We start from the raw sequence: 14,351 nt of genomic DNA on the forward strand, positions 1-14,351 counted from the left end.
ATCCCGGCAGAGGATGAAAAACTGTTTAAGCCGTTGCACAACAGGCGCACGCCATGCAACGCTGTGCCCAAAGAGGAGGGTACCATGCGCCGCTTTGTTTTTATTTCAATAACTTACATCATTTCACTTTTAGTCTTGCCCAGCGCCACCCAGGCGCAGGATGCAGTGCCTGATTTCCGCTATGTCACGACGCGGGACGCAGATTTTTACGGCTCGGATCTGGACGCCCTTTTCGATACCGATCTGAAGTCCTGCATTCAGGCCTGTTCCGCCAATAAGCTTTGCACCGCGTTCACCTACAACACCCGATCCAATGCCTGTTTTCCAAAAAGCGGTGTAAACCGGCAAGAGGCCTATCAGGGGGCAGTATCTGCGCAGAAAGTAACTACCCCAGATCAGACCCAAGCATTGGCTGATGCGCGTGCAAACGCGTTAAGCGCACTTGGTGCCGCCGACCTGAAGCAAGCAGTTGATCAGGCGCGCGATCTGGGCTTTGTTCATATGGCGCAAGGTAACGACCTGCAGGTTGTTCTGGAGGCGGCACGCAGCGCCGGCAGCCCGCGACTGGCAATGATTTGGACTGGTGTGGCCGTATCGCTCAGTGACGCGCCCGATCTATGGGTGGAATACGCGCGCTTGTTATTGGCGATAAACCCTACGGACCGGAGTGAAGGGCGCGATCTGCACAACCGTGCGCTGAATGCCGCAACCAATGGCTATTTGCGCGCGGACGCTCCCGGCACGCAGATTGCCGCCCTGATGACATTGGCCCGCGCCCTGGAAGAGGTCGAGCGCGGGCGCGATATGATCCCCGTGCTGCGGCTGGCCCAGGAAATCCAACCACGCGAGGATGTACTGGCCGCGCTGAATGATGCCATCGGGAAATACGGGTTTCGCGTGGTCGACAGTTCTGTTGAAAGCGACGCCGCCGCGCCGCGGATCTGTGTTGAGTTTTCGGAACCGCTGGTCAAGGCAGGGGTCGACTATGACCCGTTTGTCCAGCGCAATGATGACGGGTTGGTGGTACAGGCTGAGGGCAGGCAGCTTTGCGTTGACGGTGTCGCCCATGGTCAGCGTTATCGCCTGACGCTACGCGAAGGCTTGCCCTCCGCCTCGGGCGAGGCGCTGAACCGCAATGTTGAGCTTGCCCATTACGTGCGCGACCGGGCGCCTTCGGTCCGGTTTCCCGGGCGCAGCTACGTTTTGCCGAAATCCGCTGACGCCGCTTTGCCTGTTGAAACAGTCAACGTCACCGAGCTGGATTTGATCCTGCGGAGGGTCAGCGACCGGAACCTGTTGCGCGCGGTTCAGCAGGATTTCTTCGGCCGCCCGCTCAGTGAATGGCAGGAAGCAGAATTTTCCGATGAAATTGCCCAGGATATCTGGACCGGCACCGCCGAAGTGGCCAACGAACTGAATCAGACCATGACTGCGCGCCTGCCCATGGCAGAAGCGATCGCGGATCAGCCCGCTGGCATCTATGCGCTGACCGCCCGTGTTCCGGGGGCCAATCCCTATGACGACCCGGGCGCGACGCAATGGTTTGTTCTGTCCGATCTTGGGATCAGCAGCGTGCTTGGCACCGATGGGCTGCACGTCACGGTGCGCGGGCTGAGCGACGCGGCTCCCCGTGAAGGTGTCGAGGTTTCACTGGTCACAAGCGCAAATGCGGTCATCACCCAAGCGCGGACGGATGAATCAGGTTATGTCCGGTTCGACCCCGGTCTGACGCGCGGCAAGGGGGCCAGCGCGCCCGCACTGGTGATGGCGTCGACCGGGGACAGCGATTTCAGCTTTCTATCCCTGACCGATCCTGCTTTTGACCTGTCAGATCGCGGTGTTGAAGGGCGTGCGCCCGCGGGGCCGGTCGATGTTTTTCTAGCCACGGATCGCGGCGCTTACCGGGCCGGAGAGATGATCCACCTCACCGCCCTGTCGCGCGATGGTGAGGCGCAGGCTATCGAGGATCTGCCCCTAACCGCAATTCTGTATCGCCCTGACGGCGTGGAATACCGCCGAACCGTCTCGGATGGCGGCGTCGCCGGGGGGCATATCTTTCGTCTGCCTGTTGCGGCAGATGCACCACGCGGCGCTTGGCGGATCGAGATCAGATCAGATCCCAAAGGCGATGCGCTGGCGCGACAAACAGTGCTGGTAGAAGACTTCCTGCCGGAACGTATAGATTTTGAGCTGAACCTGCCGGACGCGCCCCTGCGTACCGGCGACAGCCCACCGCTTTCGATCGACGCGCGCTATCTGTTTGGTGCGCCGGGGTCCGACCTGAGCATCGACGGTCAGGTTATCGGACGCCCGGCGGACACAGTGCCAGGCTACGAGGGGTATCGCTTTGGCCGCTATGACGCCGAGACATCGATCAAAAGCACCTATTTCGGTGACACGCGCACAGACGCAAACGGCAAAGCATCCATAGCTGTTGAAATCCCTGCATTAGAGACGGAAGGGCAGCCAATTGAAGCCGAGGTTATTGCGCGACTGGCCGATGGCTCGGGCCGCCCTGTTGAACGTCGCCTGAGCGTTCCTGTCCTGCCGTCGCAACCTGTGATCGGTGTCAAACCCATGTTCGAGGACGTAATCCCCGAAGGTACAGAGGCCGCATTTCAGATCATTGGCCTTGCACCCGACCTGACCCCCAGCCCGATGCGCATGCGTTGGACGCTGAACAAGATCGAAACGCGGTATCAATGGTATCAGCTTTACGGAAACTGGAATTGGGAACCGACAACCCGACGCACTCGCGTTGCCACCGGAGACGTTGACGTCGCCACTAACCCTTTGACGTTGTCCCAGCCCGTGGACTGGGGCCGTTACGAGTTGGTGGTTCAACGCGTAGACGGCACCTTTACGGAAACCGCTGTCGATTTCCATGCAGGCTGGTATCAGGCCGCAGATGCTTCGACCACGCCTGACCGGCTTGAGATGTCGCTGGATCGCGACAGCTATCGGGCCGGGGAAACCGCACAACTGCGCATCGTTCCGCGCATGGCAGGTATCGCCCAGGTCGAGGTGCTGTCGAACCGCCTGATCCATCGCCAAATGGTTGCCGTGCCGGAAGGCGAGACAGTTATCCCGATAGAGGTGACAGAAGATTGGGGTGCAGGTGCCTATGTCACGGCCACAGTGATCCGACCAATGGATGTTGCGGCCGGTCAGAACCCGGCACGCGCCATGGGCGTCGCCTATGCCGCCATTGATCCTGCGGATCGCACGCTGTCGGTTGCCATTGAGGTGCCCGAGGTTACCTCACCCCGTCATACACAGAAGGCCCTTGTTAGGGTCGAAAATGTTACAAGCGATGATCCAGTCTGGCTAACCCTTGCCGCTGTGGATGTGGGCATCCTTAACCTGACGGAGTTCGAAAGCCCAAACCCGCAAGAGTACTATTTCGGGCAACGCCGGCTGGGTGTGGACCTGCGTGATGTTTACGGGCGGTTGATCGACGGCATGAACGGAACGATAGGTACAGTTCGCTCTGGCGGCGACAATGACAACGGGATGCGCCGCCAGTCCCCGCCACCGACGCAAGATCTGATGGCAGTGTTCAGCGGCCCGGTTCAGGTCGGTGTGGGTGGCGAGGTTGAGGTCGACATCCCTCTGCCCGCCTTCAATGGTACGGTCCGCCTGATGGCCGTCGCGTGGTCACAAAAAGCCGTCGGGCAGGCCGAGGCTGACATGATCGTCCGCGACCCGGTGGTGGTTACGGCCAGCTTGCCGCGGTTTCTGGCCCCCGGCGATCAAAGCCGGATGCGGCTTGAGATTGTCCATGCGGATGGTGCATCCGGAGACATGGCGCTTGGCCTGACCACCACCGGTGGGCTGGAACTGAGCCCGGTACCGGCACGCTTTCTGCTGGAGGATGGTGGCAAAGCGGTGTTCGACATCCCTGTAACGGCCCATGTCATCGGCAATCCAGAGATCAGCGTTTCCATCACCACGCCAGATGGGCGCGATCTGTCGCAAACCCTGCGGATGCCGGTGCGGGCCAACGATCCCGTAATTGCCCGGACACGGCGCTTTTCGCTGGGTGCGGGTGACAGCTTTCTGTTTTCGCAGGATGTTTTTGACGGGTTTCAACCCGGCTCAGCCAAGGCCATCCTGTCAGCCGGAGCGCTGGCAAAGTTCGATATGCCCGGCCTGCTGGATCAGTTGAACCGTTACCCTTATGGATGCACCGAGCAGATCACCAGCAAGGCACTGCCGCTGCTTTACCTGTCATCTGTCGCGCAGGCCTCGGGGCTGGGCAATAGCCCGGAGGTGGATCAGCGCATCACGGACTCGATCCGAAGTATCCTGACTCGTCAGGCTGCAAACGGTGCCTTTGGCCTGTGGCGCGCAGGCAGCGGTGATTTCTGGCTGGACGCCTATGTGACCGATTTCCTGTCACGCGCCCGCGTGCAGGGACACCCGGTGCCGGATCAGGCTTTTGCGCAGGCCATGGATAACCTGCGCAATCGGGTCAATTATGCGCCGGATTTTGACGAAGGTGGTCAGGATATCGCTTATGCCCTGATGGTTCTGGCGCGGGAAGGCGCGGCGGCGATGGGCGATCTGCGCTATTATGCGGATGTCAAAGGGGATGCTTTCGACACGCCGTTGGCTGCAGCGCAACTGGGCGCCGCGCTGGCCTCGTACGGGGACCAGACCCGCGCAGACGCGATGTTCGTCCGTGCGGCGCGGATGCTGCAACAGGTGCCGAACGATCAGGAAAACCACTGGCGCGCGGATTACGGCACCCGCCTGCGGGATGCGGCGGGCCTGCTGACTCTGGCGGTAGATGCGGGCAGCGAGGCGATTGACCGCAACGCATTGATCCAACGGGTAAGCACGGGCCGCACTCCCCTGTCCACGCAAGAGGCCACATGGTCCCTGCTGGCGGCGCACGCGCTGGTGTCTGATCCGTACGGCTCCGGTTTGACGGTCAATGGCGTGTCAGTATCCGGCCCCTTTGTTCAGGTTCTGCAATCCGGGCAGGCGGAAGAGGTCAACATCACTGCGACCGACGGTCAGGCAACCGATATCACCCTGACGGTGACCGGAATTCCCGAAGATCCGCCTGGGGCCGGTGGCACCGGCTATGCAATCGAACGGCAGTATTATTCGATGGACGGCGATCTGATTGACGCGGGCCGATTTGCCGTGGGGGACCGGTTCGTCACGGTTCTGACGGTCACGCCGTTTGAAAGCGGTGGGGCGCGTCTGATGGTAGACGATCCTCTTGCCGCCGGGATCGAGATTGACAACCCGAACCTGCTGCGATCGGGCGATGTACGGTCGCTGGACTGGTTGAATCTGTCTGATGCCACGCATACCGAGTTCCGATCGGACAGGTTCCTGGCTGCGGTTGACCTGTCGGGGCGCCAGACCGTGACGCTGGCTTACGTCGCCCGTGCCGTCACACCGGGCGTGTTCCACCATCCGGCGGCCTCGGTCGAAGATATGTATCGCCCCCAGAACCGCGCACGAACGGCGACGGGACGGGTCGAGGTGCAGTGACCGGCCATCGTTCATATCCTTGTTTGGGCGGCGCTCATGCCTAGGGTGCCGCGCCTGTTATTTGCGTTGGCCGGCGCTCTCTATCTGGCGGCATTGGCGCGGGATGGCGTTGACCGCTGGGTCGACGCCACAGTGCTGCCGCCTGTTCTGACTGAAACTTCGGTCGAGATACGGGATCGTAACGGTGACCTCCTGCGCGTGTTTCCGGTTGCAGATGGCATCTGGAGGCTGCAACCCGGTGCGGTCGATCCCAATTTCACCGCCATGCTGCTCCGGTACGAAGACAAGCGTTTCTGGACCCACGCGGGCGTGGACCCTGTCGCATTGCTGCGCGCAGCCGGGCAAAGCCTTTGGAATGGGCGCGCGGTTTCAGGCGGTTCAACTCTGACCATGCAGGTCGCGCGGCTGATCGAAGATGGATCGACCGGACGCTGGAGTGGCAAATTTCGCCAGATTAGGGTCGCATTGGCATTGGAGCGGCAGCTGAGCAAGACACAGATCCTGAACCTCTACCTGACCCATGCCCCCTATGGCGGCAATCTGGAAGGTATCCGTGCCGGTGCCCGCGCATGGTTCGGCAAAGAAGCGACCCGGTTGACTGCCGCACAGGCGGCCCTACTGATCGCTTTGCCGCAATCCCCGGAAGCGCGACGTCCGGATCGCAGACCCGAGGCAGCCCAAATTGCCCGAGATCGGATTTTGCGCAGGTTAGAGCGCCACGGCGTATTGACCAAGGCTGAGATGCACGCAGCCCTGACGGAGACCATTCCTGATCGAACGGTCCCGTTCCCGCGCCTTGCACCCCATCTGACCGACCGCGTGAAAGGCCAAACCCTTGCAAACGGTGTATTTGATCTGACCCTGGATGCAGAGGTGCAAGCCCGGTTGGAAACTTTGGTCGCTCGGGCCGCGGCGCGCATAGGGCCGCGCGTGTCCGGAGCCCTGATCGCAGCAGATCATCGCGACGGCAAGATTTTGGCCTCGGTCGGGTCTGCCGGGTATCGGGATGCGCGACAAGGTTTCGTGGATATGACGCAAGCCGTGCGGTCGCCCGGATCGACGCTGAAACCTCTGGTTTACGGGCTGGCATTCGATCAGGGGCTGGCCCATCCGGAAACCCTGATCAGCGACAGCCCGGTGATGTTCGGGCGCTACGCCCCGCGAAACTTCGATGGCGTTTTCCGGGGCGATGTAAGGGTTCGGGACGCGCTGCAATTGTCACTGAATATCCCTGTCGTACGCCTGACGCACGAGCTGGGACCCGCGCGCGTAATGGCGGCACTGCGGACAGCAGGATCAGAACCGCGCCTGAGCAGTGGTACACCCGGATTGGCAATATCCTTGGGTGGCGTCGGGCTGAGCCTGCATGATCTCGTACAGATCTACGTGACGCTGGCCGCTGGTGGGCAAGGCCCGATCCTGCGCCATGACACCCTGGCTGATGCACGGCTCACCTCTCGTGTTTTGTCCGAAAACTCAGCATGGCAGATTGCGGATATCTTGTCCGGGATCACAGCACCCACGGGCAGCACTTCAGGGGCGCTGGCCTTCAAAACGGGAACCTCTTATGGGCACCGCGATGCCTGGGCCATTGGCTTTGACGGGCAGCATGTCATCGGGGTCTGGCTGGGACGCGCGGATGGCACACCTGTTCCCGGCGCATTCGGAGGCGGCGTTGCCGCGCCGCTTCTGACCGAGGCTTTTGGTCTGTTGAAACCCGAACTCACGCCCCTGCGCCCACCGCCGCCATCAACACTGTTGGTTGGCGCAGCACAATTGCCGCAACCGTTGCAACGTTTCCGGCCCCGCGCGGCGGCTTTCGAAACGGACCAAACCGCACCTGATCTGTTGTTTCCACCGGAAAACGCTCTGTTAGAGACTTTCGGTAGCCCTCTGACAGTGAAACTACGCGGTGGTGTCGGGCCGTTTTCCGTTCTGACTAACGGCGTGCCTGTATTGACCGGGCAACGGCAGCGAGAATTCGAAATTCCCAATCCCGGACCCGGGTTTACCTCACTTGTTGTGGTGGATGCACAGGGCCAATCCGACCGGGCCTCGTTCCGGATCGACCAGAGCGCGCCCGGTTCCCGTTAAAAAACAGCAACGGGCCAGCGTTAACGCCGCCCTTCCCGCAGCCAACCGCCTAGCAGGAACCCCCCAGCCAGCAGCAAGACAAGCCAGGGTGGCAGCAACCCGGCCTGCGTGACATCCCGCGTTTCATACGCGTTGCGTGGGGTCAGACCGATCCAGCCCCGACCGGCGGCGGGGCGTCCTGCGCGCACGTTGCGGATCGATGGCAGCCCATCTTCCAATCGGATCACACCGCCCCGCAACCCGGCCAGCACCGGTTCGAGGACATCACCTGTCGCGATGGTACGCTCGAACTCTTTCGGTGCAGCAGGGCCAAGGCCGATCACAGCCATGTGGTCACCTTCCTGCAAGCGATAAAGGCCGATCTCAGGGCCGTAATACTGCGCTTCAAACCGACCCGGAGAAACCTCTTTCAAAGTAATCTCCAACGTCTCGCCATTCGGCAAGGTGACTGTTACAGGGCCGACCTCTGTCCCAAGCGTCTGACGAATGATGCGCATGGACTGACCGTTGGCCTCGGCCCACAACGCCTCTTCTTCAAGTTCCGGTTCTTTCATCATCCAATGGGCCAGCCTGCGCAACAGCTCCAGCTGCGGGCCACCTCCTTCGAAACCGCGACTCCAAAGCCAGGCGTGGTCGGACGCAAGCATCGCAACGCGCCCTTCGCCAACACGGTTCAGGACAAGCAGCGGACGATCCTCGACCCCGGTCATCAGCACGTCGCCCGAGCGGTGTTTCACGTCGATCTGACGCAACCACGCCCCCCAATCCTCGGACTCTCCAAGATTGGTCGTGACCGGGTGACGATGCCCCAGATCACTGACCATCGGCACATATCGTTCCTCGATCACCCGCGCGGTTGGCTGGGCCGGCAGAACTGGCGCCAAGGGAGAGCGGAAGATGCTGTCAGCACCGGCGAAATCGGGACCGGCGGCAACCAGGACCGCGCCGCCTTCGTTGATGTAGCTTGTGACATTGTCCAGATAGATCGCAGGCAGAATCCCGCGCCGCTTGTAGCGGTCAAAGATAATCAGGTCGAAATCGTTGATCTTTTCCAGAAACAACTCGCGAGTCGGAAAGGCGATCAGCGACAGCTCGTCAACGGGCACACCGTCCTGCTTTTCAGGCGGGCGCAGGATAGTGAAATGCACCAGATCAACAGAACTGTCAGATTTCAACAAGTTACGCCACGTGCGACCACCCGGATGCGGTTCACCCGAGACCAGCAGCACACGCAGGCGGTCCCTTACGCCGTTCATCTGGATCAGGGCCGTGTTGTTGCGATCAGTCAACTCGCCTTCAGCCTGAGGGACAGAAAACTGGATCACGTTGCGCCCACCATGGGGCAAAGTGACGGGCAGTTCGACATCGCGACCGATTGGAATGCTGAACTGCTCGGGCTCGCCCCCATCCACCGAAATTTCCAACGGCGCTGATGTTGCACCTGCAGGGGCTGCTCCGCTGTCCTCCACGCGCAGGGTCAACGTCACCGATTCACCAATGATGGCGAAAGCAGGGGCGTTTCGGACAATAAGCCTGCGATCCCAGTCGCTTTCCCGCCCCGTTTGCAGCAGGTGCATCGGTGCGGGCAGATCCGGGGCCTGATCGACATCATGCACAATCCCGTCGGACACCACGAGGATACCGGCGATGCGCGCGCGCGGCTCTTCCGCCAGGGCTTCGTTCAGGGCTGCCATGATCTGCGTGCCCTCATCGCCTTCACCATCGCCGACCCGGATGCGTCGCAGTTCTGTATTGTCGCGTGCCTCGATCTCGGCGGCCAGATCTTCTGCGGCCATTGCCGTTTGTACCACCCGGTCTGAAAGCGTCTGGCTGGCGCTTTCATCCTCGAACATCAGAACGATATCTGTCAGCGGTGCACGATCCTCGATCTGGTAGACCGGGCCGGACAGCGCAGCGATGATCACCAGCACCGCCAACCCACGCAAGGCCCATCCCGACAATCCGCGCCACAAGGCCAGCGCGACCCCGGCCACGGCAATCATACCCACGACAAGCAGTATCGCCCACGGGATCAGCGGATCAAAGATGACGGTTCCTGTCATTGTCCCAACCTGTCCAGAAGGGCGGGCACGTGAACCTGATCGGATTTGTAGTTCCCCGTCAGCACATGCATCACCAGATTGACACCAAAACGATTGGCCAACTCGCGTTGCCTTTCCCCGGCATAACCGCGCCCGACGGGCAACAGGGCCTGCCCGTTGCGATCCACCGCCCAAGCACCGGCCCAGTCATTGCCGCCAATGACCACTGGCGTCACATTGTCGTTCAGATTGCGGAAGGGCATCCCGTCGATCTGTTCTGCATCCAGCGGCGCGGCTTCGACCCAAACCTCGGTGCCTGAATATCGGCCCGGAAAATCCTGTAAAAGGTAGAACGTGCGTGTCAGAACATGATCGCGTGGAATCGGCTCTAATGAGGGTATATTCAGCGGCCCGGCCAGTTGTTGCAGTTTGCGGCCATTTGGGCTGGAGGCACCGAAACCTGCGATATCCGCATCACGCGTGTCAAACAGGATCATCCCTCCGGACCGCAGATAGGCGTTCAGCTTGACATAGGCCTCGGCCGAAGGTTGCGACTGGTTCGCTGAGATCGGCCAATAAAGCAACGGAAAGAACGCCAGTTCATCCCGTTCCAGATCAACGCCGATGGGGTCTGCCGGTTCAACCGATGTGCGATAGAGGAGGGTTTGACCAAGCCCCCGCAACCCGGCTTGCGCAATATCATCTACTTGCGCATCGCCAGTCAGGACATGCGCCAGTACCAGTTCGTGGGTCGCAGCCAATGCAAACTCGGTGTCCTCAGGCGTTTGTGCGTGACCTTCGGGTACCAGAAGGAAACCGGCCAGCGCCAAGGCCGTCGTCCGGGCCAGACCCAACCTGCCCGACAAAGCAAGCGATGCAATAACATCGATCGTCAGCAAAATCAGCGCAAGGCTGAGCAACAGACCGCCGAGCGGCATTTCCGTGCTGACCTCCTGCCCTTTGATCGGCACATTTGCGGGCCAGACAACAGGACGCAGCTGAGTTTCTTCCGAGACGACGTTCAACGCCAGCTTCTGCTTGCCACTTTCATAAAGACCCGGGCGCAGTTCCGGCCCGATCTGGCCCGATATCAGCTCAACCCCGTCGACACCGGCCAGGGTTCCGGCATCTGACAATGTGCCAAACCCGTCCATGATCTGTACCGGCTCCCATGTTGTTCCCAGTAACTGAGCCTCTTGCCGTGACTTTGCGGCCGAGGCCACGGCCAGCCGATCCAGCATTTCAACGAACAGGCCCGACAGTGGCAGGCTGGACCATTCTGCATCGGCGGTCACATGGAACAACACCACCTGCCCCAATCCCAGCGCCTTACGTGTCACCAAAGGCGTGCCGTCAGACAGCGAGGCAATCACACGATCCGCCAAGTTAGGGTCTGGTTGCGCCATGACCTGAGTGGAAACGACCACGTCATCAGGGATGTCCAATCCATAGAAAGGCGAGGTTTCGGGGAATGGTGCCAGGGTCTTGGCCTCACCCCAGCTCATCGCGCCGCCGACAGATCGCCCACCGCTGCGCAGCCGCGCAGGCAGCAGGGTGTCTTCGGTGTCACGCCCAAGATCGCTGGCCGCCATACGCGGGCCGGCAAAGCGCAGCAGCAAACCGCCCTGTTCGACCCATTCAATCAGGTCCGCCTTTTCAGGTTCCGACATCTGGGCCACATCTGACAGAACAATGACATCCGGATTGGCGGGCAGAACCTCAGTCAGACCGCCATCGACGAAATCCGCCGTGGGGCTCAGGACCTGAGTCAGATAATGCAGGGGTGACAGCAGCTCCAGACCTTCGCGGTTCAAACTCCCGGCAATCAGCGCGACCTCACGGCGACGCAGGCTGTCATCGGTCAAGGTCACGGTCCCGGCGGACCTTTGGCCCTGGATTTCGAACCGCGTGATCCGGGCGCGGAGTTCGGATGGCAGCGCCAGATCGACCTGCGCCGATGAATCCCCGGCTTCAAGGGTCAGTTCCACAGAATGCAGCACTCGGGCGGTTCCCGCCGGGTCGCGCCCTTGTGCCAATACTGTCACACGTTCCTCGGGGCCGGGGCCTGCGCGCTGCACTGTCACTTTGATCAGCCCATCCTGATAAGCCGCTGGCAGGATCGCCATGGGCCGGGACGCCGCCTGATACACCACGACATCGCCACGAGCCTGCAAGCTGGAGACCAGCGCCGCATGATCCACATAATCCAGCCGGTCACTGAACCAATGGGTGTCAAACCCCCCATCAATCGAATTTAACGCCGCAATGGCCTGTGCGATCTGAGGTTCGGTCGGCTGCCATGGGTTGGGCATCAGTCCCGGCAAATGTCCCCGCCAAGCCTCGGCCCCCTGAAAAACGGGTGTTTCCGGTTCGGTCAGGCGCAGGATAGCCACCGTGCGCCCTGCGCGACCGGCCTCGGTCAGTTGCGCATCGATCTGATCCAGCGTGGCCGACCATCGGGTCGCGCCTGCCCAACTGGCGTCCAGCACCATCAGCAGCGGCCCGGACCCGATCTCATCCCGCGACGGGTTCAGAACCGGACCGGCCAGACCTATGATCACCGCCGCAGCTGCCAGCATCCGCAGCAGCAAGAGCCACCACGGCGTGCGGTCCGAAACGCTTTCGTCATCCTTCAGGCCCAGCAGCAGCGTCACCGCCGGGAACATCCGGCGGATCGGCGCGGGCGGCACCGCGCGCAGGATCAGCCACAGGATCGGCAGGGTCAGAAGACCCAGCAGCACCCATGGAGCGGTAAAGCCGATGCCTGCCAGAACCGTCATCGCGTTCCCCCGTCCAGCGCACGGTATATCCACAACAGAGCCGCTTGTGCGCTATCGCCCGTGTGATGCAGGCCCAATTGCCAGCCAGTCGCCCGGCAAAGCTGCGTCAGCGCATCCTTACGGTGGGCGAGGCGTTGCAGATAGCGATCCCGCAGCTCTGCGGCCTTGAGCGTTTCGTGTCGGACGGACCCACCGACGCTTTCGAAAATCGTACGTCCACGATAGGGAAATGTCTCTTCTCCCGGATCCAGCACCTGAAGGATCACGCCGCGAACACCACGGTCGGCAGCTTTGGTCAGGGCCAGTTCAACTTCATCCATTGGACCAAGAAAATCCGAAATGAACACGGCACGGGCATGCGGGATCATGGCGCGATGTTCGGGTGGCGCGTAATCCGATTGATCATCCTCGGACCAGGCTTGCGCCAGCCGGATGATCTGTGCATTGCCACGCCGGGGTGGCAAGGTCGTCCCTGTCAGGCCCACACGTTCACCGCCGCGGACCAGCAAGATGGACGTTGCCAGCCCCAATAGCCGGGCGCGATCCGCCTTGGTCGGCAACGATTTGTCGGACGCAAACCGCATCGACGCCCCCTGATCGACCCAAAGCATTACCGATTGCGCGATCTGCCATTCGCGTTCCCGCACATATTGCTGATCTCCACGCGCCGAACGACGGTGGTCGATCATCCGGCGGCTGTCCCCGATCTGCGCAGGGCGGTATTGCCAAAAATCATCCCCCATGCCAGAGCGCCGCCGACCATGGTCTCCCAGCAGAACGGTGCCAGCCAGATGTTCGGCCCGCGCCAAAAGGGGCGGCAGCCGCGATGCCTCGGCCTCGGATCTTTCGCGAAGGGTCAGCGCGGCATTCACGCCGCCGCCTCGGTCCGGATCAACCCGACAGCGGTCGAGTCGATCAGGTCAGCCAGACTGTCACCGCGTGCCCGTGCCGCAAAGTTGAGAGCCATCCGGTGGCTAAGCACCGGGCGCGCCATATCCAGCACATCCTCGGCATTGGGTGCCAGACGCCCCTGCAACATCGCACGTGCCCGAACCGTCATCATCAGCGCCTGCGCAGCGCGTGGACCAGGACCCCACGCGACGGTTTCGGCAACCCGTTCGGATACGCCAGCTTCTTCTGGGCGGAAGGCCCGCACCAGATCAAGGATCAGCTCCACAACCGAGTCCCCGACCGGCATCCGACGCAACAGGACCTGCGCTGCCAGCAGTTCTTCCTTGCTGAAAATCTGGTACGCTTTGTCTTCTTCAACACCGGTCGTGGCCAGCAGAATATCCCGCTCGGTCTGGCGGTCGGGGTATTCTACATCGATCTGCACCAGAAACCGGTCCAGCTGCGCTTCGGGGAGGGGATAGGTGCCTTCCTGTTCGATCGGGTTTTGCGTGGCCAGAACATGGAATGGCACACCAAGGGAACGGTCCTCACCGGCTACTGTCACCGTACGCTCCTGCATCGCTTGCAGCAGCGCGGATTGCGTTCGCGGGCTTGCCCGGTTGATCTCGTCCGCCATCAGCAGCTGACAGAAGATCGGGCCGGGAATGAAACGGAAATGGCGGCTGCCATCGTCGGCCGTATCCAACACCTCGGACCCGAGAATGTCAGCGGGCATCAGGTCGGGCGTAAACTGAATGCGATTGCCATGCAGGCCCATCACGGTCGACAGTGTCTCGACCAACCGTGTCTTACCCAAGCCCGGCAGACCGATCAGAAGGGCGTGACCACCGCACAAAAGCGCAGCCAGAGTCAGGTCCACGACCCTTTCCTGCCCGATGAAGCGGCGGGTGATCGAGGCCTTGGCCTCTTGCAGCTTGTTTTCCAGCGCTTCGATCTCGGCTACGAGGTCGGCAGGTTCGTTCATGACTTTCCCTTCCGTGGACGAATATGATTTAAGTGTATCGCGCTGAGA

6 protein-coding genes are annotated in these 14,351 nt (G+C 61.4%); 2 read left to right on the plus strand and 4 right to left on the minus strand.

The annotated features are described in order from the left end of the window. Positions 1 to 84 precede the first annotated feature (84 nt). Both ACR0ID_RS13545 and pbpC read left to right on the plus strand, forming a co-directional pair. The gene (locus tag ACR0ID_RS13545) at positions 85 to 5,511 is read left to right on the plus strand and encodes an alpha-2-macroglobulin family protein (protein WP_480606147.1); all 5,427 of its coding nucleotides are present in this window, start codon (positions 85 to 87) and stop codon (positions 5,509 to 5,511) included. Positions 5,512 to 5,547: 36 nt separating this feature from the next. Continuing rightward, the gene (gene pbpC / locus ACR0ID_RS13550; protein WP_480606150.1) at positions 5,548 to 7,605 is read left to right on the plus strand and encodes a penicillin-binding protein 1C; all 2,058 of its coding nucleotides are present in this window, start codon (positions 5,548 to 5,550) and stop codon (positions 7,603 to 7,605) included. Between the two features lie 20 nt (positions 7,606 to 7,625). Here the strand turns inward: pbpC and ACR0ID_RS13555 are convergent, their stop codons facing one another. Genes ACR0ID_RS13555 through ACR0ID_RS13570 form a run of 4 tightly spaced genes read right to left on the minus strand, consistent with a single transcriptional unit; the run spans position 7,626 to position 14,303 of the window. Next, positions 7,626 to 9,668, minus strand: coding sequence for a hypothetical protein (locus ACR0ID_RS13555; RefSeq protein ID WP_480555140.1), 2,043 nt, complete (start codon positions 9,666 to 9,668; stop codon positions 7,626 to 7,628). Continuing rightward, a complete protein-coding gene (locus tag ACR0ID_RS13560; protein WP_480519562.1) occupies positions 9,665 to 12,427 on the minus strand; it encodes a DUF4159 domain-containing protein in 2,763 nt (920 codons plus the stop codon). The genes ACR0ID_RS13555 and ACR0ID_RS13560 overlap by 4 nt, the downstream gene beginning before the upstream one ends. Beyond that, complete coding sequence (locus ACR0ID_RS13565) at positions 12,424 to 13,299, minus strand: DUF58 domain-containing protein (protein ID WP_480606153.1); 876 nt, start codon at positions 13,297 to 13,299, stop codon at positions 12,424 to 12,426. Before ACR0ID_RS13565 ends, ACR0ID_RS13560 begins: the two co-directional genes overlap by 4 nt. Then, positions 13,296 to 14,303, minus strand: coding sequence for an AAA family ATPase (locus tag ACR0ID_RS13570; protein ID WP_480519558.1), 1,008 nt, complete (start codon positions 14,301 to 14,303; stop codon positions 13,296 to 13,298). Before ACR0ID_RS13570 ends, ACR0ID_RS13565 begins: the two co-directional genes overlap by 4 nt. Positions 14,304 to 14,351: the final 48 nt, after the last annotated feature.

This window comes from Ruegeria sp. AL2 (assembly GCF_056540845.1).

Bases quoted from the DNA above. Each gene is read 5' to 3' on its own strand.
- ACR0ID_RS13545 (WP_480606147.1), top strand. From the start codon at position 85: ATGCGCCGCTTTGTTTTTATTTCAATAACTTACATCATTTCACTTTTA.
- ACR0ID_RS13570 (WP_480519558.1), bottom strand. From the start codon at position 14,303: ATGAACGAACCTGCCGACCTCGTAGCCGAGATCGAAGCGCTGGAAAAC.
- ACR0ID_RS13555 (WP_480555140.1), bottom strand. From the start codon at position 9,668: ATGACAGGAACCGTCATCTTTGATCCGCTGATCCCGTGGGCGATACTG.
- pbpC (WP_480606150.1), top strand. From the start codon at position 5,548: ATGCCTAGGGTGCCGCGCCTGTTATTTGCGTTGGCCGGCGCTCTCTAT.
- ACR0ID_RS13560 (WP_480519562.1), bottom strand. From the start codon at position 12,427: ATGACGGTTCTGGCAGGCATCGGCTTTACCGCTCCATGGGTGCTGCTG.